The sequence below is a fragment of the Arthrobacter rhamnosi genome (assembly GCF_054510855.1).
On record NZ_JBTNDT010000001.1, the window covers coordinates 63,136 to 89,354 of the forward strand.

Consider the following 26,219-nt stretch of genomic DNA (forward strand, 5'->3'; position numbering starts at 1 on the left):
CAAGTGCCAAGTCTAGTACGTCCGGGCTGATTGTTAGCATTGGGAACCCGGGCCGCGGCAGACCGCCGAAGCCCTCGGCGGAAGGACAGCTCGGGATGGACTACGGCTGGGGAGCACAGGATATTACGGCTCCGAAGCGGGTCAGCCTGCCCGATGTCCCGGTGGAGAAGGACACGGTCCTCGAGGACGTGCAGAGCGGATTCGTCGGCGCAGTGGTCCGGGTCGAGAAGTCCGGCGGCCTGCATGTGATGGTGCTCGAGGACCGGCGTGGCAAACGCCGGACGTTCCGGCTCGGCCACGGGTTCCTCCTCGACGGACAGCCCGTCCACGTCGTCGCACCCGTGCAGCGCGCAGCGCCGGCGTCCACCCGGACCGCGTCCGGATCGGTGCGGGTCGAGGGCGCGCGGGCGAGGACTGCGCGGGCCAGCAGGATCTGGGTGGAGGGACAGCACGACGCCGAGCTGGTCGAGAAGGTCTGGGGGGACGATCTCCGGCTCGAGGGAATCGTCGTCGAGCCGCTGCACGGCGTCGACGATCTCGCCGGCGCGGTCCGCGCGTTCGGCCCCGGTCCCCAGCGGCGGCTGGGCATCCTCGTCGACCACCTGCTGCCCGGGACCAAGGAGTCCCGGATCGCACAGCAGGCGATGACCGTGCCGGGGGCACGCCACCACGTCCTGATCGTCGGCCATCCCTACGTGGACGTCTGGCAGGCGGTGAAGCCGGCCGCGCTGGGACTCGACGCCTGGCCCGTGGTGCCGCGGAACCAGGACTGGAAGACCGGGATTCTCGCCGGGCTCGGCTGGCCCCACTCCGACCAGGCGGCCGTGGCCCATGGCTGGAAGCGGATCCTCGCCGGCGTCAGCACCTACGCCGATCTCGAGCCCTCGCTGCTGGGCCGGGTGGAGGAGGTCATCGACTTCCTGACCGCGCCCCCGGGCACTGCCTGAGCAGTCCGGGCGCCGCCACCACGTATCCTTGGATCGAGTCCGGGGGAACAGTCCCGCCAGCCAGCAAAGGAATTGACGTTGTCCAACACCGCCGACCAGCAGCACCACGGGCGGGGCGAGTCCCGGCCCGCGTTCGAAGGGACGCCGGCGAATGCCCTTCCCCTGACTGCGTCCGAGGACCGCCAGTTCGCGACGCTTGCGCACTTCGGCGGCATCCTGGGCTTCATCCCCTCGCTGCTGATCTACCTCATCTTCAAGGACCGGGGCCCGTTCACGGCGCAGGAGTCGAAGGAGGCGCTGAACTTCACGCTTCCGCCGACCCTCCTGGCGCTGGCGGCATGGCTCCTGTCGCTCGTGCCGGTGATCGGAGGGGTGTTCGCCGTCGTGAACGCCCTCATCTGGGTCACGATCACGATCTTCTCGGTGAATGCGGGCATCCAGGTCAACCGTGGCCGGCCCTACCGGTACAGCCTGAACCTGCGCCTGATCCCCTAGGCCCGTCCGCGCTCGGTCCGGCACTCAGTCCGGCAACAGCCTCCGCACGACGGCGTCCGCGAGCAGCCTGCCCTGGAAGGTCAGGACCACGCGGCCCGCGAAGGCCGCGGCGGGCTCGACGAGCCCGTCGGCGATCAGTCCGGCGACCGCCGTGCGGCTCGTTGCCCTGAGGGATTCGGTCGGAAGCCCCTCACGCAGCCGCACGCGCAGCATGACGTCCTCGACGTAGCGGTCCTCCGCCGACAGGATCTCGCGCCCCGCGGCGGGTGACCGCCCGGCATCCAGCGCCTCGGCGTACGGGCGCGGATGCTTGACGTTCCACCAGCGCGTGCCGCCGACATGCGAGTGCGCACCCGGACCTGCACCCCACCAGTCGCTGCCACGCCAGTAGGCGAGGTTGTGTCGGCATTCATCGGCGGGCGTCCGCGCCCAGTTGCTCACCTCGTACCAGTGCAGGCCGCCGGCCGTCAGCATCTCCTCCGCGAGGGCGTACTTGTCGGCGTGGTCGTCGTCGTCGATGGGCGGCACCTGGCCGCGGCGGATGCGCGTCGCGAGCCGTGTCCCGTCCTCGATGATGAGGGCGTACGCCGAGATGTGGTCGGGGCCGTAGGACAGCGCCGTGGACAGCGACGTCCGCCAGTCCTCCAGCGACTCCCCCGGCGTGCCGTAGATCAGGTCCAGGCTCACCTTCAGGCCGGCCTCACGCGCCCACTGCACGGCCTGCGGCACGCGTTCGGGCGAGTGGGTGCGGTCGAGCACGGCGAGCACGTGGGGCACCGCGGACTGCATGCCGAACGAGACGCGGGTGAAGCCGGCATCCTTCAGGACACGCAGCGATTCCGGCGTCACCGAATCGGGATTGGCCTCGGTGGTCACCTCCGCGTCCGGGGCCAGGCCCCACTGCGCCGTCGCCGCCCGAAGGATCGACGCGAGGTCCCCGGCGGGCAGCAGCGTCGGAGTACCTCCGCCGAAGAAGACCGTGGACAGCGGCCGTGCCGGCATCCCCGAGGACCGGAGCACCTGCGCACCGAGGGCGAGCTCGGCGAGCACGGATCCGGCGTACGCGTCCTGCGACGCTCCTCCGCCGAGCTCCGTGGCCGTGTAGGTGTTGAAGTCGCAGTAGCCGCAGCGCACCGCGCAGAACGGGATGTGCACGTAGAGGCAGAAGTCGCGGCTGCGCGCGCCCTCGGCTGCCTCAGGGGGCAGCACGCCGTCCTCCGGTGCCGGCAGGCCGAGCGGAAGGGCGCTAGGCACGCGGACCAGCCCCCTCGAAACCGTACGGGGTCACTTCTTGGCTTTGTCCTTCGACTCGTCGGAGGACAGTGCGGCGATGAAGGCCTCCTGGGGCACTTCCACGCGCCCCACCATCTTCATGCGCTTCTTGCCCTCCTTCTGCTTCTCGAGCAGCTTGCGCTTACGCGTGATGTCACCGCCGTAGCACTTGGCGAGGACGTCCTTGCGGATGGCCCGAATGCTCTCGCGCGCGATGATGCGGGCGCCGATGGCGGCCTGGATGGGCACCTCGAACTGCTGGCGCGGGATGAGCTCGCGAAGCTTGCCCGTCATCATGACACCGTAGGCGTAAGCCTTGTCACGGTGGGTGATGGCGCTGAAGGCGTCCACCTGTTCACCCTGCAGCAGGATGTCGACCTTGACGAGGTCGGACACCTGGTCGCCGTCGGCCTTCCAGTCCAGGGAGCCGTACCCGCGGGTCTTCGACTTCAGCAGGTCGAAGAAGTCGAAGACGATCTCCGCCAGCGGCAGCCGGTACCGGATCTCCACGCGGTCCTCGGACAGGTAGTCCATGCCGCCGAGGATGCCGCGGCGCTGCTGGCACAGCTCCATGATGGCGCCGACGAACTCCGACGGCGCGAGGATGGTCGCGGACACCATGGGCTCGCGCACCTCCGCGATCTTCCCGACCGGGTACTCGCTCGGGTTGGTGACCTTCAGGACGCGCTTGTCCTCGAGGGTCACCTCGTACTCCACGTTAGGGGCGGTGGAGATCAGGTCGAGGTTGTACTCGCGCTCGAGGCGTTCCCGCGTGATCTCGAGGTGCAGCAGGCCGAGGAAGCCGACGCGGAACCCGAAGCCCAGCGCGGCCGAGGTCTCCGGCTCGTAGACGAGCGCGGCGTCGTTCAGGGTGAACTTCGCCAGGGCGTCCCGCAGGACGGGGTAGTCGGTGCCGTCGAGCGGATAGAGGCCGGAGAAGACCATCGGCTTCGGATCCTGGTAGCCGCCCAGCGACTGCGCGGCAGGCTTGGCCAGGTTGGTGACGGTATCGCCCACCTTCGACTGGCGCACGTCCTTCACACCGGTGATGAGGTAACCGACCTCGCCGACGCCGAGCCCCTTGGAGGGCTTCGGCTCGGGTGAGCTGACGCCGATCTCGAGCAGTTCGTGGCTGGCCCGCGTGGACATCATCTGGATACGCTCGCGGGGGCTGAGCTTCCCGTCGACCACCCGGACATAGGTCACCACGCCGCGGTACGTGTCGTACACCGAGTCGAAGATCATCGCGCGGGCCGGCGCGTTCGGGTCACCGGTCGGGGCCGGGAGGTCGCGCACGATCTTGTCCATGAGGGCCTCGACGCCGACGCCGGTCTTTCCGGAGACCATCAGGACATCCTCGGGTTCCCCGCCGATGAGGCTCGCCAGCTCCGCGGCGTACTTCTCCGGCTGCGCGGCCGGGAGGTCGATCTTGTTCAGGACCGGGATGATCGTGAGGTTGTTCTCCATCGCGAGGTAGAGGTTCGCGAGAGTCTGCGCCTCGATGCCCTGGGCGGCGTCGACGAGCAGGATGGCTCCTTCGCACGCCGCGAGCGAGCGTGACACCTCATAGGTGAAGTCGACGTGGCCGGGAGTGTCGATCATATTCAGGGCGTAGGCGGTGCCGTCCACCTCCCACGGCAGGCGGACTGCCTGGGACTTGATCGTGATGCCGCGCTCGCGCTCGATGTCCATCCGGTCGAGGTACTGCGCCTTCATGTCCCGCTGCTCCACGGCTCCGGTGAGCTGGAGCATGCGGTCGGCCAACGTGGACTTGCCATGATCGATGTGGGCGATGATGCAGAAATTACGAATGATCGCCGGATCGGTGGAGGCAGGCACCGGCGCGGTGCGGGCCATGGGTGACACGTAGGTTCCTCACTTTTTCGGGACAGGGTGCGGCATGCGGCTCCCAGCCGTGCCGTCATCGGCGGCGGCCGGGGCTGGTTCGCGCCGTTTCAACTCCCCTTAGTGTCCCACGTGGCCGGACGGCTCCGGGAATCGCTGCCCCGGCTGCTGGGCCGGTGGCGACTACCCGCCTAGGATTCCAGCATGGCGATCACGGTCCGCTCCCTCCTGTCCCTCGCGACTCGCGTTGTCCGGGCGGTGAACAGCGCATCGCCCCCGGAGGCTCCCCGCCGGGGCGGTGCGAAGCGCACCCGGTCGGCCGGTCCCGCAGCCCCCGCCGCCGCGCGCAGGACGGCGGGCCGCCGGCAGGACGCACTGCTCGCCTATTCACCCTCGAGCGACGGCAAGCCCGACCCGGGCGAGATCGTCTGGACATGGGTGCCCTACGAGGATGACCCGGCGCAGGGGAAGGACCGCCCGGTGCTCCTCATCGGGCGCGACGGCGGTGACCTGCTGGGCCTGATGCTGACGAGCAGAGACCGCAACAACGCCAGCGACCACGACGGGCGGTACGTCGACATCGGCACGGGGGCCTGGGACCGGCAGGGGCGCCCGAGCGAGGTGAAGGTCGACCGGCTCCTGCGGATCACCGCCGGGGCCATCAGGCGCGAGGGCGCAGTCCTGCCCCGCCGGCGCTTCGAAGAGGTCCTCGCAGCGATACCCGATCACCTGCTGGCATAGCGCACGGGCACGGGAAGTCCCCGCCCCCTGCCGCGAGCCACCCGCGTCGTCCTGAACATCCCGTTGCCGACCCTGGCCCGGGTCACCACGGGTCGGGTTCCGCGCGTGTTTCTGGTAACCTTTATAGCTGTGTGTCCGCGCAGGTCTCCGGGCACTTTGGCCAATCGCCATACGGTATCCCCACGCCGCTCAGTCTTGGTTGGCCGAAATACCCTCACGACCAGTCCGCAATACAAAGAAAGTTCTCATACGTGGCAAATATCAAGTCCCAGAAGAAGCGCATCCTCACCAACGAAAAGGCGAGGCAGCGCAACAACTCGGTCAAGTCCGAGCTCAAGACCGCCATCCGCGCCGTGAACACGGCCGTCGAGGGCGCTGACAAGGACGCTGCCGCTACGGCTCTGCAGGCAGCCAGCCGCAAGCTCGACAAGGCTGTCAGCAAGGGTGTGCTGCACAAGAACAATGCAGCGAACCGCAAGTCCGCGATCTCCAAGAAGGTCAACGCGCTCTAAGCTGCGGACCCTTCGACGTAGGGCCGACTCCTCACGGGGTCGGCCCTACGTCGTTAACGGGTCGATCCTCACAAAGCCCAGTAATCCCCTTCCGACTTCCCGGGCAGCTGCCCGCCACAAAGAATCGAGCACCCCGTGAGCTTCAAGGCCGACAAGCCCTTCGTCCTGTTCGTCTGCGTGAAGAACGGAGGCAAGTCCCAGATGGCCGCCGGCCTCATGGACAAGGTCGCCGGGAACTCCGTGGCCACCGCTTCTGCCGGATCGAAGCCCGGTTCTGCGGTCAACGCCCTCTCGGCCCAGGTCCTGGCCGAGGTAGGGGTCGACATCAGCCGGAACGTCCCCCGGCAGATCACCGTCGAGGACCAGGAGCGAGCGGACCTCGTCGTCATCCTCGGCCCCGAGGCGCAGGTCGACGAGGTCGAGGGCACCCTGTACGAGCGGTGGGACACCGACGAGCCCAGCGAGCGCGGCATCGACGGGATCGAGCGGATGCGCCTGGTCCGCGACGACATCCTCGAACGTGTCACCGACCTTCACGCCACCCTCACCACCCGCTGACGCATGTGCCCTCGGACTGCAGGCGCCGTCCTGGTCTCGTCACGACCGAGACACTGGCGTTCCGGCAGTCCAAAGGGCTCGGCATCGGCTGGGGCGCGTCATCCCGATCGCCATCCGGATGCTTCTGGCCCTGGAATTCACGACCAGATCTTCACTCGCGTTCGTCGTCGCGGGCTTCTTCGACGTCAGCTTCGCCCGCTACGCCGTCGTGATGATCCCCGTCGGCATGGTCTCCGTCGCTGTGAGGCTCGGCGGACTGCTCCTGTTCTTCCATTGAGTCATCCCCCGCCACTTCGACGTTGCCGTACTCCAGGCGCCCGCGTCGGCCACCGGGGATCCGGTGACTTCCACGGCCGGCTGGATTGTTCTCGGCGTTCTGCTCGCCGGCTGTTTCGCCGCCGAACCAGCGAACATCCCGCTTTCGGCCGTCGCCGGCTTCGGAGCCGTCATCCTGACGATCGCTGCCTCCCGCCGACCTACCTCTTCCTTGGCACCCCAGCAGTCGAGCGGGCCCCACAAGGTTTGCCCACACCGGTAGCCACGGCTTGCTGTGTGAGAACCACACGCGATCGATTCGGGTGAAACAGAAACGACAGGGGCACTTCTTATCGCTCGCGGCCGCGCGGTACAACCTCCCGAGGACCAACATCATGTTCGAGTTCATCGAGGATATAGAAGTCACCGCCGCCGATCACATCAGGAACATCATCACCGGCTACCGCCGGCACGGGTTCATGACGGCCCTTGACGATCTCGGCGCCGGCCACGCAGGACTGGGACTCCTAGTCGACGTCCAGCCGGACTTGATCACAATGGGCCTGAAGCTCGGCCGGACAAGGGCAGACCCGACCCGGACCGTGGGCTGAGGGACTCGGCGCCGCACACCGGCACTCGACGATGAGGTTCTGTGGACTCTCTCCGTCGTCGAGCACTGCTGCCGCAAGGGACTTCAGCATGTTGTGAGGGCACCCGACAAGGGTGTTGCGCGACTTCTCTTGACGAGCGCTCGCCAGTGTGTGATCGTCGTCTAAATCGTTTTAGATAAAACGTTACAGATCGACAAAGAGGTCGTCTTCATGCATGATTCCACTGCTGCCACCCAGGACACCGTCCTTCAGGCACAAGATATTGAACGCCGTTACGGCGCCGTCGTAGCCCTCTCAGCCGCATCCATGCAGCTCCGTCGGGGCGAGGTCATGGGGCTGGTAGGAGACAACGGAGCCGGGAAGTCCACGTTCCTGAAGATACTGTCCGGTGCTGTGACACCGGATGCCGGATCAATTGAAGTCTCAGGGCGGCCAGTGTCCTTCCGACGCCCCTCGGATGCGCTCGAGGCCGGCATCGAGACGGTGTATCAGGACCTTGCCCTGGTGGACACCATGTCTGCCGTACAGAACGTGTACCTCGGGCGGGAAGAGCTTTCCTCCAATCCGCTCCTTCGGGCTCTGAATATCGTCAACGACAAAGGAATGCGGGCACGCTCCCGCGAGGTCCTGAAGGATCTGGGCGTTGGTATCCAGTCCGTGAACGTGTCGGTCCGCGGCATGTCCGGCGGTCAACGCCAGTGCCTTGCGATCGCCCGGGCACTGATCTGGGGACGACAGATCGTCATCCTCGACGAACCCACTGCAGCACTTGGAGTCCGGGAGTCCGCGCAGGTCCTCGAGCTCATCGGTCGGCTCCGCGACCGCGGGGTCAGCGTCATCCTCGTCAGCCACAACATGCAACAACTCGTTCAGGTCGCAGACCGGGTGACTGTCATGCGCCTGGGCAGGACCATCGCAACGCGTGACGTCGCCGATATCACCCCCGAAAAGATCGTCGGTCTGATCACCGGGGCGATCCCCGCCGACGTCGCAACACCTGAGGACACCTCCACCGTCGTTGTCTGACGGGCTCACCCCACCCGTTCCACTCCCTTCCAACAGCATGACCTCTTTCAGCTCCACCCCCACAGGAACATCACTCCCAGGAGAACACTGCAATGACGCAACTCACCACCCGCTCACGTCTGGTCCGCGCAGCGCTCGTCTGCCTGGCCGCGACCAGTCTCACCCTCACCGGATGCAGCACCGTCGACCCTGCGGCAGGAGGTTCGGGTTCCGGCTCCGAGGCGGCCGATGACGGAACCTTCACCCTCGGCTTCGCGGTCGGAGGCCAGCCGGACGCCGACTGGCAGGAACTCCAGGGCGACGTCGCCAAAGGCCTGGCCGACCAGCGTGGCTGGGACTTCGTCGAACTCTCCAACGACAACAGCGAAGCCACAGCCACGACCAATGCCGACCTCTTCATCCAGAAGGGTGTCGACATGGTCATGATGTTCAACGGTCAACCCTCGGCGAACCCTGTGATCGCCAAGAAGTATGAAGACGCCGGCATCCCGGTCGTGACCTTCGACATCGCCCAGCCCGGCTGGTACTTCGTCGGCGTCGACAACGCCGCAGCGGGAACCGAGGGAGGAACCAAACTTGCGGAGCTCGCGCAGGAGAAGTGGGACTGCGACGTCGATCTGGTCATTTCTGCCGAGGGTACTGCAGCCGGCCAGATCAACGAGTGGCGCACCGGCAACGCGCGGACCGCCATCCAAGAAACCTGCCCGGACATCCCCGAGGACAACTACGTGTCCTATGAGGCGGACGGCAACCTCACCACCTCCCTAGCCAACGCCCCCGGTGTCTTCGCCGCCCACCCCGACGCCGAGAACATCCTCGTCGTGGGACTCAACGACCAAGCTGTCGTCGGCGCCCTCCAGGCAGCGACCCAGCTCGGCCGGGACGGCTCGATCATGGGCTGGGGCCAGGACGGCGGACTGATCACCGGGGACAACGTCGACCCCAACCTCGCCGGAAGCGTCATGTACTTCCTCGAGGGCTACCCGGCCTCCGCTTTCGAAATCGCCGACCAGATCGCCGAAGGCAACACCCCAGAGGTCAAGGACACAGGCGACAACGCCGCCGTGAGCGTCAAGCCCTGCCCCGTGACCCAGGAACAGGCCGCTTCCACCCCCAGCATCGATGAGCGCGTCTCCGAACTCGCTTCCGCCCCCAAGGGAACCACCGAATACGACCTGTTCTGCGACTTCTAGACCGACCTTCGAATCACCTGACACCCGCCCGACCATGACAGCGACCGGATCGGTCAGAGACGACACCACACCATGACCACATCTCACCTCACCCCGACCGATCCGGTCGCTACCAAGCCGGACAAGCCTCACATTCCAGTAAGGGACGGGCGCACCTTCACCTCGTTCCGCGACGCAATCAGCATCACCGGCGTATGGGTTCTGCTCCTGGCAGCCACACTCATAGCCCGCCCCGACTTCCTCTCGAACCAGACCCTGCTCGCCGTCACCTTCACCATGTCCATCTCCGGGGTCCTCGCCGTCGCTCAGGCCCTGATCGTCATCAGCGGGGGCCTCCTTGACCTGAGTCTGCCCGTATCCCTGACCCTGAGCGCCTGGGCCACAGTCAGCGCACTGAACGCCGGATTGCCGACAATTGTCGCCATCCTCTCCGGTTTGGGAGCCGGAGCCTGCTGGGGCCTGCTCAACGGTGCCATCGTCGTCTTCGGGAGACTGAACCCGATCATTGTTACCCTCGCAACCGGGTTCGGCGGACTGGCAATCATGCTGATCCTCTTCAAATCAGCACAAATCCCCTCAGCGTCCTCGTTGCGGGCCTACGGCCTCGGACGCTTCCTCGGACTGCCCAACATCTTCTGGCCGATGGTGCTCACGATCATCCTCTTCGGTCTCGCCCTGACATACACCCGCTGGGGTCGCCGCCTCATCGCGGTCGGAGGCAACGCCCGCGCTGCCAAAGCACGCGGTCTCAACCTTCGCCGGATACGCCTGGCGACCTTCGCCGGATCCGGAGCCGTCGCCGGCCTTGCCGGAGTGCTCTTCTCGGCCGTCAATCCGAGTTTCACCCCGGCCTCCGGGACCGGCTTCCAGCTCATCGTCATCGGAGCGGTCATCCTCGCCGGCATCAGCCTCTCCGGTGGAAAAGGAAACCTCCTCGTCCTCCTACTCAGTGTCGGATTCCTCGCGACCATTCCGACCTCGATCGCGTTCTTCGGCCTACCCCCGGCCTGGTCACTCGTCTTCCAGGGTGCACTGCTCATCATCGCCGTCGGCATCGACGGCGCCCGGTTGAAGAGGACAAGCTAATGACTACCCTCACTTCCCCGCTCTTCGAAGACACCCCCCAGTCCTTCCGGCAGCGAACACTCAGCTCCTTCAACGGACCTGTCGGAAGCATCACCGCCACTCTCGCAGTCACCCTGCTCGTCGGACTCCTATGGGTCGGTCCCGAGTTCTTCGCCCCCTCGAACATTCAGATCGTCGGCGTGAGCGTCGCCATCCCGTTGATCGTCGCCGTCCTGGCGTCATTCGCGCTGCTGGCAGGCGTCGTGGACCTCTCCATCGGCTCGATGGTCGGCTTCGGGGCGGTGATCTTCAACCAACTCGTGGCCACAGGAATGAACCCATGGCTGGTCGCCGCCATTACCATCGGCGTCGGTGTCGTGGTCGGACTGACCAACGCATTCGTCATCGTCTATTTCGGCGCTGAACCCCTCGCAGTCACCCTCGGCATGCTCACCCTGCTGCGCGGACTCAGCCAGGCGATCGTCGTGAGCGCACCTCCCTCGACCCTGATCGACCCGCTCTACAACGTCACACAGGGCGCCCTCCTCGGATTCCCCACTCTCCTACTCATCGGGATAGGCATCACCCTCGTCGCTGCCGGCTTCATCGGCAGAACCAGGGCCGGCCGTAAGGTACAGGCCGTCGGTGGAGACCACCGGGCTGCCGCCCGCGCCGGAATCTCAGTCACGAAGGTGCGCGTCGTCGCCCTCGTCGTCAGCGCCGCCGGAGCGTCCATCGGGGGGATCCTCTACGTCGGACAACTCGGTTCAGCCTCGAACATCCTCGGCACCGGACTCGAGTTCCAGATCTACGCAGCCCTCATGATCGGTGGGTACTCCATCACGCGCGGCGGAGTCGGCAACCCACTCGGCGGCCTCCTCGGCCTGCTGGTCGTCGCCGGCATCACCAACATCCTCAACATCCAGTTCTTTGACCCCGACTACCTCGATCTGATCGTGGCACTCATCCTGCTCGCCGCCGTCCTGGTCGACCGCTACCGCGGAGGAGACGAATTCGAATGACCCAGCACACCCTTGAAACAAGACCCTTGGGACGCACAGGCCTGCGCGTCTCCCGACTCTGTATCGGAACGGCGGCATGGGGAGTCTCCTCCCCTGTGCACGAGCTCACCGTCAGCGAAGAAGACGCCATAGCAACTGCCGGTCGGGCGTTCGCCGGACCCGTGACCGTCCTGGACACCTCGAACAACTATGGCGACGGGGAGAGCGAGCGTCGGGTCGGGGCCGCTATCCGGCAGTACGGGCTACCTGACGGTTTCATTATCCAGACGAAACTGGATCGCGATCCGACAACGGACACCTTCGACACCGATCGGATGGGTGCCTCGCTCGAGGAGAGCCTTGAACGCCTCGGATTGGACCGCGTGCCCATCCTCTACCTCCACGACCCGGAACACATCGGTTTCGACGCGGCTATGGCCCCTGACGGGCCTGTCGAAGCTCTGCGGCGCTTCCGGGACGAGGGCTACACCGATCACATCGGAATCTCGGGTGGTCCGGCGACCATGCTCCAGCAATTCGTCGAGACTGGGCACTTCGATGCGCTGATCACGCACAACCGTTTCACCCTCGTAGACCGCACCGCAGACCGACTCCTCGACGCCGCCACCAAGGCCGACGTCGGCGTCATGAACGCAGCCGTCTACGGAGGCGGACTGCTCGCCAACTGGCCGCGATCAACCAACCGGTACCACTACGCCGAAGCCAAACCGGAAATCGTGGCAGCTGTCGACGCCATGGGTGCTGCCTGTGCCAGGCACGGCGTACCACTGCGGGCAGCCGCCCTGCAGTTCTCCACCCGCGATTCCCGCATCTCATCGACCATCTGCGGAGTCGTCTCCCCTGAACAGGTCGATGAAGCAGTCCTGAACTTGCATCTGGCCATCCCTGACGCACTGTGGGACGAACTCGAGGCCATCTGCCCGGACCCCCGCACATGGATCAATGACTGACCACCCCGCGCACCCCACCGAAGACGCCACTGCTACTTCCACGGACAACCCGAGGATTGTGCTGCTCGTGGGAGCAGGAGCCCACAGTGACCCCTGGCATGCCCTCATCGCGACAAGTCAGCGGATAGCAGAGCTCCTGCATGACGACGGCTTCACGAACGTCCGCATTGCGAGCACGCATGAGCAGGATGACTTCCGCGAGGCCATGGACGCGGCGGAGATCCTGATCGTCAACGCCAGCAGCGACCTGTCCCAAGCGGCGCCCGACTCGGCGGCCCTCATGGATGCCATCACGGCTCACTGGCATCGAGGAGGAGGTGTCCTGGCATCGCATTCGTCCGCCCTCGCCTTCCGGGACGACCCGCGCTGGGCCGAGCTGCTCGGCGGACGCTGGGTTCCAGGGACCACCATGCACCCCCAGATAGGAACCTCCCTCATCCAGGCGGCCCCGCACACCCTCGACACCTTGACCTTCGACGACTTCACGGTCTACGACGAGCGGTACACCCACCTGGAAACTTCGACGCAGGTGCAGACCCTGGCCATACACACCGAAGACGGCACGACGCACCCGCTGATCTGGGCCAATGACACCCACAAGAACGACGGCCGGGTCGCCTACGACGCCCTCGGTCACGGAGTCGAGTCCTACGATTCTCCCGCCCACCAGCAGGTATTCCTGATGCTCGTCCGATGGATCGCCGACATCAACATCGCGGCTGGGCAGAAAGGACCAGCATGACCGTTGCACACGATTCCCACAACACGCTGGTGCGTCACGGGTCTCTGGGCATCGACCCGGTGTTCTACGAGATCATCTGGCTGGGACGGGACCCGGATCGGGTGCTGTCGGGCTTTCCTGACACGCACCTGACCAGTCGTCCTGCCTGGCGCGTCGTCGCGGGCTATCTGATGCTGTCGAAATCCTCCCCCGGTTCCGGGGAGGAAACTCTCGGGGTATTCAGTCACGGGCACCCTGTAGGTCAACTCACCGAGACCACGGATGGCACGATCTCCCTCCGATTCGACGCTCCCCCACACCTCGACGGACGGGTGCTGCGATCCCAGGCGGGCATTGCCGTCGTCGCCGACCCGGACACCACTTTTCACCCGGGTGGGGAGGAGCATGAAGTCCTGCTGGCCGCGCCGATTCCGGATCGACTGGGCTTTACGCTCGTGCATGGGCCGGCCACAGGTAAAGTCGAGAACCGCATCGGGCTCCTACACAGCCTCAGGCGTCTAAAGGGGGACCATGGGTGAGATCGGCATCAAGGACGTCGCGGCGAGGGCGGGTGTGTCCGTCAGCACGGTCTCCAACGCCCTCAACAGGCCCGAACTCGTGTCGAGTTCCGCCGCTCACCGGGTCGCCGAAGCCATCACCCACCTCGGGTACGTCCCCAACACTGCCGCCCGGCAGCTCAGAGCCGGGCGCAGCAATGCGATCGGCATGGCTGTCCTGAACATCACCAACCCGTTCTTCGCCGACGTGGTGCTCGGTGCCGAGGAGGAAGCCGAGAGGGCCGGCTACTCGATCATTGTCGGCAACAGCTACGACTCCGAGGAACGGGAGTCGCGGCACCTGGACCTGTTCGAGCGCCAAAGAATGGACGGGATTCTCATAGCACCGGTCCGCACCCCGACAGCCATGCTGGAACGCTTCCGGCAGCGCGAGGTACCCGTTGTCCTCGTAGACCGGGCCGACAAGGAAGGGATCTTCCCCTCCGTCTCGCTCGACGACGTCACCGGCGGCGCCATGGCCACCGAACACCTCCTTCAAGGAGGAAGCCGCCATATCGCGTTCATCGGAGGCCCGCTCACCGTAGACCAGATGCGCGAACGTTTTGAGGGATGCCGATCCACCGTCGAAGCCGCCGGTGCCCGCTTCACCTTCATCGAGACCACGACCCTGAATCCGCGGCTCGGCCGCGACATCGGTGACCGCATCGCGGCCCTGCCGTTGAGTGAGCGGCCCGACGGGATCTTCGCGGCCAATGACCATGTTGCTCTCGGCATCCTGCAGAGTCTTATTCGCCATGGCGTCGGGGTCCCCGGCGAGATAGCGATCATCGGCTACGACGACATCGATTTCGCCGCCGCCGCCGTCGTCCCCCTTACATCCATCCGGCAGCCGGCTATCGAGATGGGTTCCCACGCCGCACGACTGCTCCTGCAGGAACTCAAAGCCGTGCCTCCGTCCGAGGTGCAGACCCGATTCGAGCCTCTCCTCGTGCCGCGCCAATCAACCCGGCACTGACACCACAGGAACCGACGACCAGATACAGACGGATCCGGCACTGCCCGCTCTGCCCGCCGACTCATTACCCCACCCACGTCTTGGAGGATGCCCGTGTACTACGGAGCCGACTACTACCCCGAACAATGGACGCCCGAGACCTGGGACGAGGACATCCGGCTCATGCAAGAGGCCGGAGTCAACCTTGTCACTGTCGGGGTGTTCGCCTGGGCCCGCATTCAGCCCGATGAAGACTCCTTCGACTGGCAGTGGCTCGATGACGTCCTGGGCCGGCTGCACGAAGCAGGTATTGCGGTGGACCTGGCTACCGCCACAGCATCACCACCGCCCTGGGCTTCCACGCGATATCCGCAACTTCTCCCTCAGGATTCAGACGGGACAACCTACTGGCCAGGCAGCCGTCAGGCCTACGCTCCCAGTTCGCCGGACTACCGGCGCCTCGCGGCCAGGCTCGTCACCGAACTGGCCGCACGCTACGCCCACCATCCAGCGGTCGTCATGTGGCACGTCAACAACGAATACGCATGCCACCTGCACTACGACTATTCCGACAACGCCGCGACTGGGTTCCGCCAATGGCTCAGCAATCGCTACGGGAGCATCGACGCGCTGAACGCGGCGTGGGGAACCCTTTTCTGGTCCCAGCGCTACAGCGCCTTCGACGAGATACTGCCGCCACGCACAGCGCCCTACAGCCACAACCCGTGCCAGGCGTTGGACTTCAAACGCTTCACCTCCGATACGCTGCTCGGGCTCTTCATCATGGAACGAGACATCATCAGGGCCTCGGGGGCACAACAACCGGTCACCACCAACTTCATGGGGGCCTTCCCGCCCCTGGACTACTGGAAGTGGGCCGAGGAGCTCGACTTCATCTCCGACGACAACTACCCCGACCCCAACGACCCCCACTCCTTCCGAACCGCGGCCTTCACACGCGACCTCATACGATCCCTCAAGCCGGGACAACCCTGGGTGCTCATGGAACAATCCACCAACGAAGTGAACTGGCGTCCGAGCAACGCACCCAAAGCCCCCGGACAAATGGCTGCGCTGTCCATGCAAGCCGTAGGCCATGGCGCCGACGGCATCATGTTCTTCCAATGGAGGCAGTCCCAGCGTGGCAGTGAGAAGTTCCACTCCGCAATGCTTCCCCAGGCAGGGACGACCACCCGCACCTGGCAAGAAGTCGCAGACTTCGGGCAAACACTTGCCGGCGTGACCGATCTACCCAGTGGTGAAGGTTCCAGCAGAGCGAAGGTCGCTCTCGTGTTCGACTGGGAGAACTGGTGGGCGCTGCAGAACCCCGACCACCCTGCCGAACTGGACTACCTGACCCTGGTGCAACGCTGGTACGCCGCCCTTCACCGCCAACACCTCTCAATCGACCTGGTCCACCCGACCGGAGACCTGACCGGATACAAGGTCGTCATCGCACCCAATCTCTACCTCCTCACCGATGACGGGGCGGATAACCTCACGCGATTCGTCAACGGCGGCGGCCACCTCCTCGTCACTGCCTTCAGCGATATCGTCGACGAACACGACGCGTTCCGCAGCGGAGGGTTCCAGGTCGGCCTCCGAGACACCCTGGGTGTTACCGTGCACGAATTCGGGGCCCTCGTTCAACCCCAAACCACCTCCACCGGTCCCACGTCCGCCGGTGAGACACACCAGACTCACCAGGCATCACTACGTGAGCCAGGTGAGGACCACGCGCTCTTCGACACGCCCGTCGGGGTTCTCACTGGCCAGCACTTCGCCGAAGTACTGGACATCCTCAACCCAGCGGTCACCGTACTGGCACCGTTCACGACAGGCCGCGTCTCTGGCGGGCCAGCCCTCACCGCCCTCCATGCGAACCTTGACCAGGTCAGCGGCGCCCAGCCCAGCGAATACAGCGAACAGAGGGATCCCCGGGAGGAGGGGGAACACGGGCGGGAGGGTGGTGTCGGCTACTACCTCGCGACCATTCCGGACGACCACGGGATGCTGCAGCTCACGCGATGGCTCATCAGCCAGGCCGGTATCAGGCCTGAGCTGCCCGATTCGGGCTCGGTAGACCTCGAGTACGTCGAGGTAGCCCGTCGTGGTGACGTCCTGACCCTCATCAACCACGGCCCGGATAGCGTCGTGGTGCGCCTACCCGATCCGGTATCCGGCAACCAGTCGTCGCCCTCCCGGGTGGAGCTCGGCCCCCATGGGTGGGCGCTGATCGGTGCTAGCGGCCCACTCCACCGCTCTGGACGTCCTTAACACCTTCCCTGACCGTTACTCACGAAAGAACCTGATATGGATTACACACGCCTCGGCTCCGCCGGCGCCGTCGTCAGCAGAATCGCCCTCGGCACCATGAACTTCGGCCCTGTTATCGGGCGGGAGGAGTCTTACAGCATCCTGGACCTCGCCGTGGAGAACGGCATCAACTTCATCGACAGTGCGGACGTGTACGGCGGCCGCCCCTGGGGAGACCAACCCGGCCAATCCGAGGAACTCCTCGGCAACTGGATGCAGGCCCGGAGCAACAGGGACTCCCTCGTGATCGCAACGAAGGCCTACGGGCCCATGGGGCAGGGCCGGAACGACCGGGGACTGTCGGCCCTGCACATCCGTGCTGCAGTCGACGCTTCGTTGCGGCGCCTGCAGACCGACCGGATCGACCTCTTCCAGATGCACCACATCGACCGGGCAGTACCCGTCGATGAGGTCCTTGATGCCTTCACGATTCTGCAGGCCCAGGGCAAAATCATCTACCTCGGCTCATCGAACTTCGCCGGCTGGAACATCGCCCAGTACCGTGAACATGCCTCAACGCGGAACCAGCTGCCCATCGTCACCGAACAGTCGGTATACAACCTGGCTCAACGGCTCCTCGAACTCGAAGTCGTCCCGGCCGCCCAGGAGTACGGGATGGGTATCCTTCCCTGGTCCCCGCTGGCCAGCGGTCAACTCGGTGGAGTGCTCCGCAAATCCGATCGGTCCCGGTCGCAGGACCTCGACCGGTTGGGTGAACGCCGGACCCAGATCGAGAAATACGAACGCTACGCCGAGGAGCTCGGCGTCGACCCGGCCGTCCTTGCGATCTCGTGGCTGCTGCACCAACCCGTCGTCACCGCGCCGATCATCGGGCCACGCACAGCCGGACAACTCACCAGCGCCCTCGGGGCCTTGGATCTGTCGATCACTGCCGAGCAGCTCCGGGCCCTGGACGAGATCTGGCCCGGGCCTGGCGGCCAGGCTCCTGAGGCCTATGCCTGGTAGTACCAGGCATAACGGGTCACAGTAGGGAAGGCTTGTGGGCTCCCCTACTGTGACCAGACCTGGGGTCGGGAGCGGACGGGTTCGCCAGTAGCCGCCGCTTCCTGCATCAGCAGGGACAGGTAGTGGTCCTGGCTTGCTTCCGCCAAGCTGTACAGGTCAGGACCACCCTGAACATGCTCAGCCATCCGCACGAGGCATTCTGCGATCGCCAGTTCGTCATCGCTCAGCCGCGCGGGCATGAAGTCGTTGGTGAACACCCACTCAGTGCCGGCCATGATGCCGCGCAGAAAGAAGCCCTCGAGGTTGCCGCCCTCCCCCGCCGCCATACGACAAAGGGACGTTGACACCGGTGTGCGGTAATCGGCGAGGTAGCGGACGTCGAGGTCGTTGATCTCTCCCCGGTCTCCCCTGACGAGCAGCCGGTTCGCTCTGATCCAGGAAAAGTATTGTTCGGCTGCAAAGTCGTAGACGCCGAGGCGGTCGCCGAAGTCGAATCGAGCAGAGACTTGTTCGGCGGTGATGACGACCTCCTGCTGCGGATCTCCGTGCCGGCTCGGACCCTGTACCAGCGGTGACTCGAAGATCGAGGCGGTGATTGTCACGGCATCGAAACCCACGCCCAGGGCGCGGCGCATGATGCTCACTCCGTGATAGTCGTGGCATTGAGCCACCAGCACCTGACTGACCCGGCCCAGACGGCCGGACGCGGCGAGGTGCAGTTGTGCGCGCAGGAGCGGGGACAGATGGTACTGCTCAGTCACCTGAACGACAGCTCCCTGACGCACCAGTTCATACAGGCTTGAGAGCGCCCTAATGTCCGGCCCGGGAGGCGTCTCCGTCAGTACCGGAACCCGAAGTTCGGCAAGACGTCGAATGATCTGCGGTGCGACATCCCGAGGGACGGACACGACAACAAAGGCCGGAGACGTAGCCGCCACAAGGTCCTCGATCGAGGCGAAAGACCGCACACCCCATATGTCTCTGATACGTCTACCTGTGTCCTCGCTTCTGGTCACCAGGCCGACTACGTCAAAGCGCTCCGGCAGCTCCCGCGCCACACGAAGGAAGAACTCGCTCCTCCATCCACTTCCGACGATGCCGAAGCGGATACGGCCGCCCGCGCTGCTCGTACTTTCAGCTATCGATGACTTCAATGCACTCTTCCTTTCACGGAGTCGCTTCCGGTCGACCTGAGCGAGCTCCTACCGTCTCCCCTTTCACGCTTGCTCGTCACGGAATGCCGAGCACCGTTGTGACCCGCTGGTCGTAACCGTTGGAGCCTGCTCCGGGCGTGGAGTGCCGTCAGTATGAACTCGGGGTCCTTTCGCTCTCACGCCCGCCATCTGTGTTCCTGTAAGCAGGAAGACGCCTGCGATCAGCACGCAAACCGCCATGACGACCGCAGTAGGCAGGGGGGATGACAATCCGAACGCACCCGACACAGGGGCAATAAGAGCTGATCCTGTCATATTCGCCGCTCCAAGGAGCGAGGCAGCCGTACCAGCACGCAACCCATGATGCTCCAGGGCGGTCGCCTGAATTGCTGGGCTGACCAACCCGAACGAAGTGGTGAACGCCATGATGGGAACGGTCAAACCCCACACCCCAAGTTCGGGGGCAAGGCTGACGCTCAAGACCAGGATCACCAATGCTGCGACCAACGCGAAAGCCCCCACACGAATCACAAGACCGGGCGAGGACCGTTGAGCTATCACGCCGCCGATCTGCGCGCCCACCACCATCAAAGCGCCCTGCGCCCCGAACACGAGCCCGTATTCCGCTGGGTTCAACCCGAAAACGTCCTGCAGCAGGAACGAACTGCCCGCCATGTAGGACATCATCGCGGCGAACAGGAAACCCCCTGCCACGGCTAGAGCACGGAATTGTCCATCGCGCAGAAGGCTGCGGTAATCATCGCGCAACCGCACGCTTTTGCGAAGCCGGCGCCGCTCAACAGTATGCGTCTCGTTCCGCAGCAGGATCACCCCGGCAACACACAGCAACACCACGCCGTACCCCAGAAGGACCCAGAAAAGGCCCCGCCAGCCCACAACCTGCAGCAACTGAGCCCCCAGGGCAGGTGACAGCACCACGAACAGACCCGAAGCAATGGAAAGTCGCGCAAGGAACACAACCAGGCGTTTACCGCTATACAGGTCACGGACGATGGCGATTGCCAACACAGCGCAAGCGGCCGATCCCGTGCCTTGGAAAGCGCGACTGGCGATAAGCCACTCCACAGTCGGTGCAACGGCGCAGGAAGCAGTTGCTATGCAGTACAGCACGATCATCACGACGAGCGGTCGTGCCCGCCCGACCGCATCAGAGACAGGGCCCGACGCTAGTTGCCCGATACCCATACCGACAAAAGCGGCTGTAAGAGTGAGCTGGACGCCTGACTCGTTGGTCCCGAGTTCGCGGCGCATCGCTGTGAACGATGGAAGGTACAGATCCATAGTCAGCGGCCAGATAATCTGAAGCATTACAAGCGCACACACCAGCACTACGAGACGCCGGCGTGGCGCTTCTCGCTTCACGTCTGTGCCCTTCCACGCTGGGTCAGCACCCCACTGCGTCAAGTAGCCTGCTTAGCTCGACTCGCATGTGCTGGAAACCGCTTTCCATTGGTCGTCTTATCGTGCGCTACTCCTCGGGCATCGTCAAGATGAACTCGCACGTCGGTGCTTGCCACCCCGGTGAGCTACAGAACTCGAAGGTTGGAGGAACACGTGCCGCACTACAGCACGTGTCCCTCATCGCGACGACATCACTATCCCGATCAAGGTGAGCCAGCACCCCGACTTCCAAGGCCTTTGGGCCAGCAGCATTGCTGCAGCTGCCGATGCTTCCCTCATGGGGGCGGCGCAGGCCTACCTCGATGTGCACTCAGAATCATCGCGCCTATCGCCAGTGGCGCAGCGTGAATCAGCTACCCGATCTGCTCGCGCCCGCCGGCTGGGCATCTGAGCGAGGAGCTTTCAGGAGATGGGTCCGGCGATCAACGAAAGGAGTGTTCTACTACGCCCTGTGTCACTTTGGGTGGAGTATCAGGTACTGCTTGCGCGCCGGCATGGCGTGAATGACGAGTCCATGGCCGCTGACACTCTTGACCTCACTGGTCGGTACGATCTGGGGAGGAATCCTGTCATCGGCCCGCGGAAGCCCTCCGCCATCACGGCGGACGGCCACTTCCTAGGCGACCTCACAGCTTCCGGACGAAATTCTTTCCAATATGGTCGATCAGTACCGATGAACCTCGGGTTGTGACCTCGGGGCAGACGCGAATAGAGGAGCGGCATCAGAAGCCGCGCTCAGCCGCCCTCGATCCCAGCCGCCGCCCGTGTTGAAGAGCGTTCCTGCTGGAACTCGACCGGGAGGCCCCAGCGCATTCGCCTGCGCCAGCCAATGGGTGATGGCACTACCAACGCGCCGCGGCGGTCAGCCGTCCGTCAGCCGTCCCCCAGTGCGATGACGGTCACTGCCCGCTCCACGGCGTACACCGGGTCCCGTGACTCGCCCTTGACCTGGGCGTCCGCCTCGGCGAGGGCTCGGATGGAACGTGCGAGGGCGTCCGAGCTGAAGCGCTGGGCTTCCTTCCGCGCCTGGTCGACCTGCCACGGTGCCATGCCCAGGTCCTTCGCAAGCTGCATCGAGGACCCCCTGACACCATGGACCTTCGCGACGGCGCGGACCTTCATCGCGAGCGCGGCGACGATCGGGACGGGATCTGCTCCTGTCGCGAGAGCGTGGCGCAACATGGACAGCGCCTGGGCCGTGCGTCCCGCCAGGGCCGCGTCGGCCACCTTGAATCCCGTGGCCTCCACGCGTCCGCCGTAGTACTTCTCCACCGTCTCGGCGGAGACATCGCCCGCGGAGTCGGCCATGAGCTGCTGGCAGGCTGCCGCGAGTTCCGGCAACTGCGACCCCACGGCGGCGACGAGCGCCCTCACGGCGTCCGGGTCGATGCGACGACGCGCCAGCCGGAACTCCGTCGTGACGAATTCCGCTTTCTCGCCGTCCTTCTTGAGAGGCTGGCAATCGACGACGGTACCCACGGCCTTGATCGCGTCGAGCAGCTTCTTCCCACGGTTGCCGCCCGAATGACGCATCACCAGGACGACATCCGGTGCTGGATCCGTGAGGTAGGCGAGCGCGTCGACCAGGAATGCATCGTTCATCTGCGGCAGCCCTGCGACCTCGATGACCTTCCAGTCACCGAACAGTGACGGGCTCGCGTGCATGGTCAGTGTTCCCGCCTCGTAGGATCCGGCGTCGAAGCTGACGAGCTCCGCCCCCGGTTGAGCGGTGCGGACCTGTGCCCGGATCGACTCGGAGACCTTCGACGCCAGATAGTCCTCGGGACCGGACAGCAGCATGACGGCCGCAGGACGCGCCTCACGCCACGATGCCGGCTGCTGGTTGGAGCCGCTGCTGCGGCCGGCGGGTGATCTTGTTGCCACGTGGCGAGGTTCCTTCCGTCAGACCTCCTTCTACTGTTTCACGGCGCGGCCATGCCTCAAAGCTGCGGACACCCGGTGGCGTGCCGGCCCTACCGGAGCTGGCGGACTTCGACCGTGTCGCCGACGACCTCCACGGTGAACGACCCGAGCTCGTCCGTCCTGGCCGTGGCAATGCCCAGGCGGGCGAGGGCGTCGATGATGACCGCGTGGGGGTGCCCGTAGTCGTTGTCCTTACCCACGGAGATGAGCGCGAGGCTGGGAGCGATCGCTTCCAGCACCGCCGTGCCCCCGTTCCGGGCCCCGTGATGGGCGATCTTGAGGATGTCCACTCCCCCGTCGGCCAGTGCCGGCTCGGTGGCCAGCAGGGCGGCGGCAGCGTCCTCCTCGAGATCTCCCGTGAGCAGCAGCATCACGGACCGGTGCGGCGTCGGCACGACGACGTCGAGGACGGCGCTGGCGTTGTTCTCCTCCGACGTGACGGTGTCCCCTGTCGGCCAGAGGACGTCGACCTGGATCTGTGGGAGGTCGAGAGTCGTCGAGCTGGTCAAGCGCTCGGCCTCCAGTCCGGCGGCGGCTGCAGCCTCCGTGACCTCACGGGGCGGGTTCTCCTCGCTCGTCGAGTAGTACAGGGCCGTGAGGGTCCTTCCCCGCATGGCCCCCTCGACGCCGCCATAGTGATCGTCGTGCAGATGAGTAATAACGAGCGCGTCGATCACATCGACCTCCAGGCGGTCCAGGCACCTGTCCATGGCGTCGGGATCCGGTCCCGCGTCCACGACCAGCGCATGGCCGGCTGTCGTCCTGACGACGATGCCGTCTCCCTGACCGACATCACACATCGCCATCACCCAGCTCCCCATGGGCCCGCCCATCGCCCGGTGGATCATAAAGGCACCTCCGACGGCGCACAGGACGACAAGGAGGACGAGCGCGGCGCCGCGGTGCCGCCGGCGCCCGTCCTTCCTGACGCCGGAGGTCCGGGCCCCCCGTGGGGCACGTCCGGACGGGGGCGGGCCCGCCCCTGGACCCGGGTCCGGATCAGTGCCGGTGCCGCCATCCGGAACCGGCGGCAGAGGTGCGGCGATTCTCCTTCCCCACCACCCGGTGATGGCCTCCCGCTGGACCATGAGCACGAGAAACGACAGTGAGGCGAGTGCGGCCACGGCGGCGCCTGGTGCTCCCGGGATCCACGGCACGGATGCCGCCGGCGCAGCAGCAAGCGTGTCGGCAACGCCTGCGATCCACCGCGTCCCCCACTGGGCTGCAGCGATGAGGGGCTGCGCGAGGACAGGAGCGGCCACCAGCGCGAGGACGGCCAGCATCCCCACGAGAGTGATCGCGGGGACCACGGGCGACGCCAGCACGTTCGCCGGCAGCGAGTACACCGGGAGTACCGGCTGGATCAGGACGAGGATCGGTGTGCAGAAGAGTTGTGCCGTCAGGGGGATGGCGAGCAGTTGGGCGGCGACACGCGGCATCACGAGTTCGAGCGTGTCGACGGCCCTGGGCCCGGCGGTGACCAGCCCCAGGGTTGCTGCGACCGAGAGCAGGAAGGCGAAGGACACGGAGAGCCACGGGTCCACCGCGAGGAGGATGATGATCGACAGCATCAGCAGGGTCAGGGACGCCCTGCCGCGTCCCGAGAGGACGGCGGCCACTCCGATCGTGCCCATCACCGCGGCCCTGAGGACACTCGGTTCAGGGCGGACAAGCATCACGAAGCCCACCAGTGCCATCACCGCGCCGGCGGCGGCGGGTAATCGTGGGAGTCGGACGGCCCTCAGTCCGAGGAACGCGAAGGCGACGACATAGGAGCAGTTCGCTCCGCTCACGGCCGTGAGATGGGTCAGCCCGGTGACCGTCATGGCCTTCTTCAGGGCGGGCTCGAGACCGGCCCGGTCACCGAGCACCATCCCGGGCAGCAGACCATCGGGGGAATCCCGAACGGCGAGGTCGCGAAAGCGCGTTCTCAGGTCGGCGGTGTAGCCGAGCCACCCAGCTGCCTTCGTGACCGCCGGTCTGCTGGAGGGAAAGAAGACCGCGGCCGCCTCGCCGATGCGATCGGGCGGTTTCGCGATGCCCAGTACACGGACCGTGTCTCCCGTTCCGAGACCCGCCCACTGCTCCGACCCGAAGACCACGACGGGCGTCGTGGAAGCGAAGGGATCACCGCGCAGCATCCCCCCGATGACGTCGGCGTCGAGGAGGTAGCGGTTGCCGCCGCCGAAGGTTCCGGGACCCAGCAGCGACGGTTCCCCCGAGATCCGGAGGACGGCCGTGAACGGGATCCCGCCGGCAACGGCGTCGTCCACCGGTCCTGCGTCCGCTCGGGCGAGGCTCCCGGCAGCGGCCAGCAGGACGAGCGTCATCGTTGCTGCTGCCGCGAGGGCCTGCGCGGCCACCAGCGTCCTCTTCCGGCTGGACCCGGACGGGACGAGGAACACGAGGCACGCGAGGACCAGTCCGACCGCAGCAGCGAGGAGGCCACCCGCCGCAGCCCCCGTCGCTCCACCCCGGATGGCGATCGCGGCCGCCGCCCATGCCACTCCGGCGGACGGTACGAGGCGGAGGTCACCACTCCACCGCCGTCGACGGGGCCGCTGTGCGCCGGCCGTCGTATCGTCGTCCCCGACCGCCCGGTGGGGCTCCGGGGCGCCCGGGGACGCCACGGGACAGCTCACCGCACCACGATGAGGGGAAGGATCCCTTCGAGCATCCCCGGCCCGATTCCCGGTACGGCGTCGATATCGGCGGGCTGCCCGAAAGGGCCGTTCTCCTCGCGCCAGTCGATGATCCGCTGCCCCAGAACCGGCCCCACGCGGGGCAGGAACTCGATCTCGGCGAGGGTGGCGGTGTTGATGTCGATGACCCCACCCGGGCCGGGGCCGGCGCTGTCCGGAGTTCCGCCGGAGGCGCCGGCCTGCCCGCCCGAAGGTGCTGCCGGTGCGTCCGGCACATCCTGATCGGTCCGCGGCTCCTCACCCACGGCGAGGAGGTGGATGTGCTGTCCGTCGGACGGGGTGGCGGCGAGATTGATGCCCTCGAGGTCCGCCTCGGGAAGAGCACCACCGGCCTTTTCCAGTACCTCGAACAGGCGTGTGCCGGACGGGATCGTGACCACGCCGGGCGAAGCCACCGCACCCGTGACGTAGACGACGACCGTCCCCTGATCGGCACGGCCAGCCGGGACAGGCGTTCCCGCCGATGACCCGCCCGACGCGTCGTCGCCACGCTCCCGGGAGTCCCCCTGCTGCTCGCCCCCGGCTCCGGGCCCACTGCCCTCGCTCGCGGCACCGGAGGCACCGTCGCCTACATCAGGACCGACCGAGCGGGGAGCGTCGGGCGGGCCGGTACCCGGGTCCTCACTGCTGGGGGATCCGGCGTCGAGCTGCACCGACACCGCAGCGGCAGACGGTTCGGAACTGCGCACCAGGAACAGCCCTGCACCGATCGCCAGCGCGACCCCCAGGAAGACGAGCGCCGCAGACCGGGCGATGCCCCACTGCACTCCGCTTCGAGGAGGACCCTCATCCTGCCCTCGCTGGAGTGGAGGACCCTGATCCCGCCCGGCCGGCCGTGAGAACGGACCCGAGGCGGGACGCTGCAGGACATCGCTCCGGCGAAGCATGGGCTGCTCATGGCCCGCACCCCTGCCCGGGCCCTCGTCGGCCCGCGAGGAGTCGGTCCGACCCTCGTCCTGCGGCCGAGAAGCGGGCGGGCGAAAATGGGGCGACGGAGAAGCAGACGGCGGA

Annotated in this window: 25 protein-coding genes and 1 pseudogene; 18 read left to right on the plus strand and 8 right to left on the minus strand. The window is 66.0% G+C overall.

Going from position 1 to position 26,219, the window contains the following annotated elements; all coding sequences use genetic code 11:
- The first annotated feature begins 95 nt into the window (after positions 1-95).
- Both ACX80I_RS00345 and ACX80I_RS00350 read left to right on the plus strand, forming a co-directional pair.
- The gene (locus ACX80I_RS00345; RefSeq protein WP_459343222.1) at positions 96-947 is read left to right on the plus strand and encodes a DUF3097 domain-containing protein; all 852 of its coding nucleotides are present in this window, start codon (positions 96-98) and stop codon (positions 945-947) included.
- A gap of 78 nt (positions 948-1,025) precedes the next feature.
- The gene (locus tag ACX80I_RS00350; RefSeq protein WP_459343223.1) at positions 1,026-1,442 is read left to right on the plus strand and encodes a DUF4870 domain-containing protein; all 417 of its coding nucleotides are present in this window, start codon (positions 1,026-1,028) and stop codon (positions 1,440-1,442) included.
- 24 nt (positions 1,443-1,466) lie between these two features.
- Here ACX80I_RS00350 and hemW read toward each other — a convergent pair whose 3' ends face one another.
- Both hemW and lepA read right to left on the minus strand, forming a co-directional pair.
- On the minus strand, positions 1,467-2,696 hold the full coding sequence (gene hemW / locus ACX80I_RS00355; RefSeq protein WP_459343224.1) for a radical SAM family heme chaperone HemW: 1,230 nt from the start codon (positions 2,694-2,696) through the stop codon (positions 1,467-1,469).
- Positions 2,697-2,726: 30 nt separating this feature from the next.
- Positions 2,727-4,580: a translation elongation factor 4 gene (lepA, locus tag ACX80I_RS00360; RefSeq protein WP_459343225.1), complete on the minus strand. Its 1,854-nt coding sequence runs from the start codon at positions 4,578-4,580 to the stop codon at positions 2,727-2,729.
- Between the two features lie 183 nt (positions 4,581-4,763).
- On the opposite strand from lepA, the gene ACX80I_RS00365 reads away from it, so the two are divergent.
- The 16 genes from ACX80I_RS00365 (at position 4,764) to ACX80I_RS00440 (ending at position 18,007) form a co-directional block, all read left to right on the plus strand.
- Positions 4,764-5,300, plus strand: a complete 537-nt coding sequence (locus ACX80I_RS00365) for a type II toxin-antitoxin system PemK/MazF family toxin (RefSeq protein WP_459343226.1) — start codon at positions 4,764-4,766, stop codon at positions 5,298-5,300.
- Positions 5,301-5,551: 251 nt separating this feature from the next.
- Complete coding sequence (gene rpsT / locus ACX80I_RS00370) at positions 5,552-5,812, plus strand: 30S ribosomal protein S20 (protein ID WP_087075755.1); 261 nt, start codon at positions 5,552-5,554, stop codon at positions 5,810-5,812.
- A 135-nt stretch (positions 5,813-5,947) separates the two neighbouring features.
- Positions 5,948-6,370 carry an arsenate-mycothiol transferase ArsC gene (locus tag ACX80I_RS00375; protein ID WP_459343227.1) on the plus strand — a complete coding sequence of 141 codons (423 nt, stop codon included), beginning with the start codon at positions 5,948-5,950 and terminating at the stop codon, positions 6,368-6,370.
- Positions 6,371-6,488: 118 nt separating this feature from the next.
- On the plus strand, positions 6,489-6,647 hold the full coding sequence (locus tag ACX80I_RS00380) for a hypothetical protein (RefSeq protein WP_459343228.1): 159 nt from the start codon (positions 6,489-6,491) through the stop codon (positions 6,645-6,647).
- A gap of 3 nt (positions 6,648-6,650) precedes the next feature.
- Positions 6,651-6,908 (plus strand): ArsB/NhaD family transporter, encoded by a 258-nt coding sequence (locus ACX80I_RS00385; RefSeq protein WP_459343890.1) that lies wholly within the window; start codon positions 6,651-6,653, stop codon positions 6,906-6,908.
- Between the two features lie 40 nt (positions 6,909-6,948).
- Entirely contained in the window at positions 6,949-7,236 is a 288-nt protein-coding gene (locus tag ACX80I_RS00390) for an EAL domain-containing protein (protein ID WP_459343229.1), read from the plus strand.
- 210 nt (positions 7,237-7,446) lie between these two features.
- Positions 7,447-8,262 carry an ATP-binding cassette domain-containing protein gene (locus ACX80I_RS00395; protein WP_459343230.1) on the plus strand — a complete coding sequence of 272 codons (816 nt, stop codon included), beginning with the start codon at positions 7,447-7,449 and terminating at the stop codon, positions 8,260-8,262.
- A 92-nt stretch (positions 8,263-8,354) separates the two neighbouring features.
- A complete protein-coding gene (locus ACX80I_RS00400) occupies positions 8,355-9,455 on the plus strand; it encodes a sugar ABC transporter substrate-binding protein (RefSeq protein WP_459343231.1) in 1,101 nt (366 codons plus the stop codon).
- A gap of 72 nt (positions 9,456-9,527) precedes the next feature.
- Positions 9,528-10,541 carry an ABC transporter permease gene (locus tag ACX80I_RS00405; protein ID WP_459343232.1) on the plus strand — a complete coding sequence of 338 codons (1,014 nt, stop codon included), beginning with the start codon at positions 9,528-9,530 and terminating at the stop codon, positions 10,539-10,541.
- Complete coding sequence (locus ACX80I_RS00410; protein WP_459343233.1) at positions 10,541-11,542, plus strand: ABC transporter permease; 1,002 nt, start codon at positions 10,541-10,543, stop codon at positions 11,540-11,542. The genes ACX80I_RS00405 and ACX80I_RS00410 overlap by 1 nt, the downstream gene beginning before the upstream one ends.
- A gap of 26 nt (positions 11,543-11,568) precedes the next feature.
- Positions 11,569-12,492, plus strand: a complete 924-nt coding sequence (locus ACX80I_RS00415) for an aldo/keto reductase (protein WP_459343234.1) — start codon at positions 11,569-11,571, stop codon at positions 12,490-12,492.
- Positions 12,485-13,234 (plus strand): ThuA domain-containing protein, encoded by a 750-nt coding sequence (locus ACX80I_RS00420; RefSeq protein WP_459343235.1) that lies wholly within the window; start codon positions 12,485-12,487, stop codon positions 13,232-13,234. The genes ACX80I_RS00415 and ACX80I_RS00420 overlap by 8 nt, the downstream gene beginning before the upstream one ends.
- A complete protein-coding gene (locus ACX80I_RS00425) occupies positions 13,231-13,752 on the plus strand; it encodes a hypothetical protein (RefSeq protein ID WP_459343236.1) in 522 nt (173 codons plus the stop codon). The genes ACX80I_RS00420 and ACX80I_RS00425 overlap by 4 nt, the downstream gene beginning before the upstream one ends.
- Positions 13,745-14,746 carry a LacI family DNA-binding transcriptional regulator gene (locus ACX80I_RS00430; protein WP_459343237.1) on the plus strand — a complete coding sequence of 334 codons (1,002 nt, stop codon included), beginning with the start codon at positions 13,745-13,747 and terminating at the stop codon, positions 14,744-14,746. The genes ACX80I_RS00425 and ACX80I_RS00430 overlap by 8 nt, the downstream gene beginning before the upstream one ends.
- Before the next feature lie 93 nt (positions 14,747-14,839).
- A complete protein-coding gene (locus tag ACX80I_RS00435) occupies positions 14,840-17,002 on the plus strand; it encodes a beta-galactosidase (protein ID WP_459343238.1) in 2,163 nt (720 codons plus the stop codon).
- 36 nt (positions 17,003-17,038) lie between these two features.
- Positions 17,039-18,007, plus strand: a complete 969-nt coding sequence (locus ACX80I_RS00440; protein ID WP_459343239.1) for an aldo/keto reductase — start codon at positions 17,039-17,041, stop codon at positions 18,005-18,007.
- A gap of 44 nt (positions 18,008-18,051) precedes the next feature.
- Here ACX80I_RS00440 and ACX80I_RS00445 read toward each other — a convergent pair whose 3' ends face one another.
- The 6 genes and pseudogenes from ACX80I_RS00445 to ACX80I_RS00470 form a co-directional block, all read right to left on the minus strand.
- On the minus strand, positions 18,052-18,768 hold the full coding sequence (locus ACX80I_RS00445; protein WP_459343915.1) for a hypothetical protein: 717 nt from the start codon (positions 18,766-18,768) through the stop codon (positions 18,052-18,054).
- A gap of 12 nt (positions 18,769-18,780) precedes the next feature.
- A pseudogene (locus ACX80I_RS00450) lies at positions 18,781-19,161 on the minus strand (Gfo/Idh/MocA family oxidoreductase); the annotation flags it as partial.
- Positions 19,162-19,224: 63 nt separating this feature from the next.
- The gene (locus ACX80I_RS00455) at positions 19,225-20,544 is read right to left on the minus strand and encodes a multidrug effflux MFS transporter (protein ID WP_459343240.1); all 1,320 of its coding nucleotides are present in this window, start codon (positions 20,542-20,544) and stop codon (positions 19,225-19,227) included.
- Positions 20,545-21,456: 912 nt separating this feature from the next.
- Complete coding sequence (holA, locus tag ACX80I_RS00460) at positions 21,457-22,467, minus strand: DNA polymerase III subunit delta (protein WP_459343241.1); 1,011 nt, start codon at positions 22,465-22,467, stop codon at positions 21,457-21,459.
- Between the two features lie 89 nt (positions 22,468-22,556).
- Positions 22,557-25,013, minus strand: coding sequence for a ComEC/Rec2 family competence protein (locus ACX80I_RS00465; RefSeq protein WP_459343242.1), 2,457 nt, complete (start codon positions 25,011-25,013; stop codon positions 22,557-22,559).
- 131 nt (positions 25,014-25,144) lie between these two features.
- The gene (locus ACX80I_RS00470; RefSeq protein ID WP_459343243.1) at positions 25,145-25,975 is read right to left on the minus strand and encodes a ComEA family DNA-binding protein; all 831 of its coding nucleotides are present in this window, start codon (positions 25,973-25,975) and stop codon (positions 25,145-25,147) included.
- Positions 25,976-26,219 lie beyond the last annotated feature (244 nt).

Bases quoted from the DNA above. Each gene is read 5' to 3' on its own strand.
- ACX80I_RS00395 (WP_459343230.1), top strand. From the start codon at position 7,447: ATGCATGATTCCACTGCTGCCACCCAGGACACCGTCCTTCAGGCACAA.
- ACX80I_RS00425 (WP_459343236.1), top strand. From the start codon at position 13,231: ATGACCGTTGCACACGATTCCCACAACACGCTGGTGCGTCACGGGTCT.
- ACX80I_RS00365 (WP_459343226.1), top strand. From the start codon at position 4,764: ATGGCGATCACGGTCCGCTCCCTCCTGTCCCTCGCGACTCGCGTTGTC.
- ACX80I_RS00405 (WP_459343232.1), top strand. From the start codon at position 9,528: ATGACCACATCTCACCTCACCCCGACCGATCCGGTCGCTACCAAGCCG.
- ACX80I_RS00430 (WP_459343237.1), top strand. From the start codon at position 13,745: ATGGGTGAGATCGGCATCAAGGACGTCGCGGCGAGGGCGGGTGTGTCC.
- ACX80I_RS00400 (WP_459343231.1), top strand. From the start codon at position 8,355: ATGACGCAACTCACCACCCGCTCACGTCTGGTCCGCGCAGCGCTCGTC.
- ACX80I_RS00345 (WP_459343222.1), top strand. From the start codon at position 96: ATGGACTACGGCTGGGGAGCACAGGATATTACGGCTCCGAAGCGGGTC.
- ACX80I_RS00420 (WP_459343235.1), top strand. From the start codon at position 12,485: ATGACTGACCACCCCGCGCACCCCACCGAAGACGCCACTGCTACTTCC.
- ACX80I_RS00380 (WP_459343228.1), top strand. From the start codon at position 6,489: ATGCTTCTGGCCCTGGAATTCACGACCAGATCTTCACTCGCGTTCGTC.
- ACX80I_RS00410 (WP_459343233.1), top strand. From the start codon at position 10,541: ATGACTACCCTCACTTCCCCGCTCTTCGAAGACACCCCCCAGTCCTTC.
- ACX80I_RS00440 (WP_459343239.1), top strand. From the start codon at position 17,039: ATGGATTACACACGCCTCGGCTCCGCCGGCGCCGTCGTCAGCAGAATC.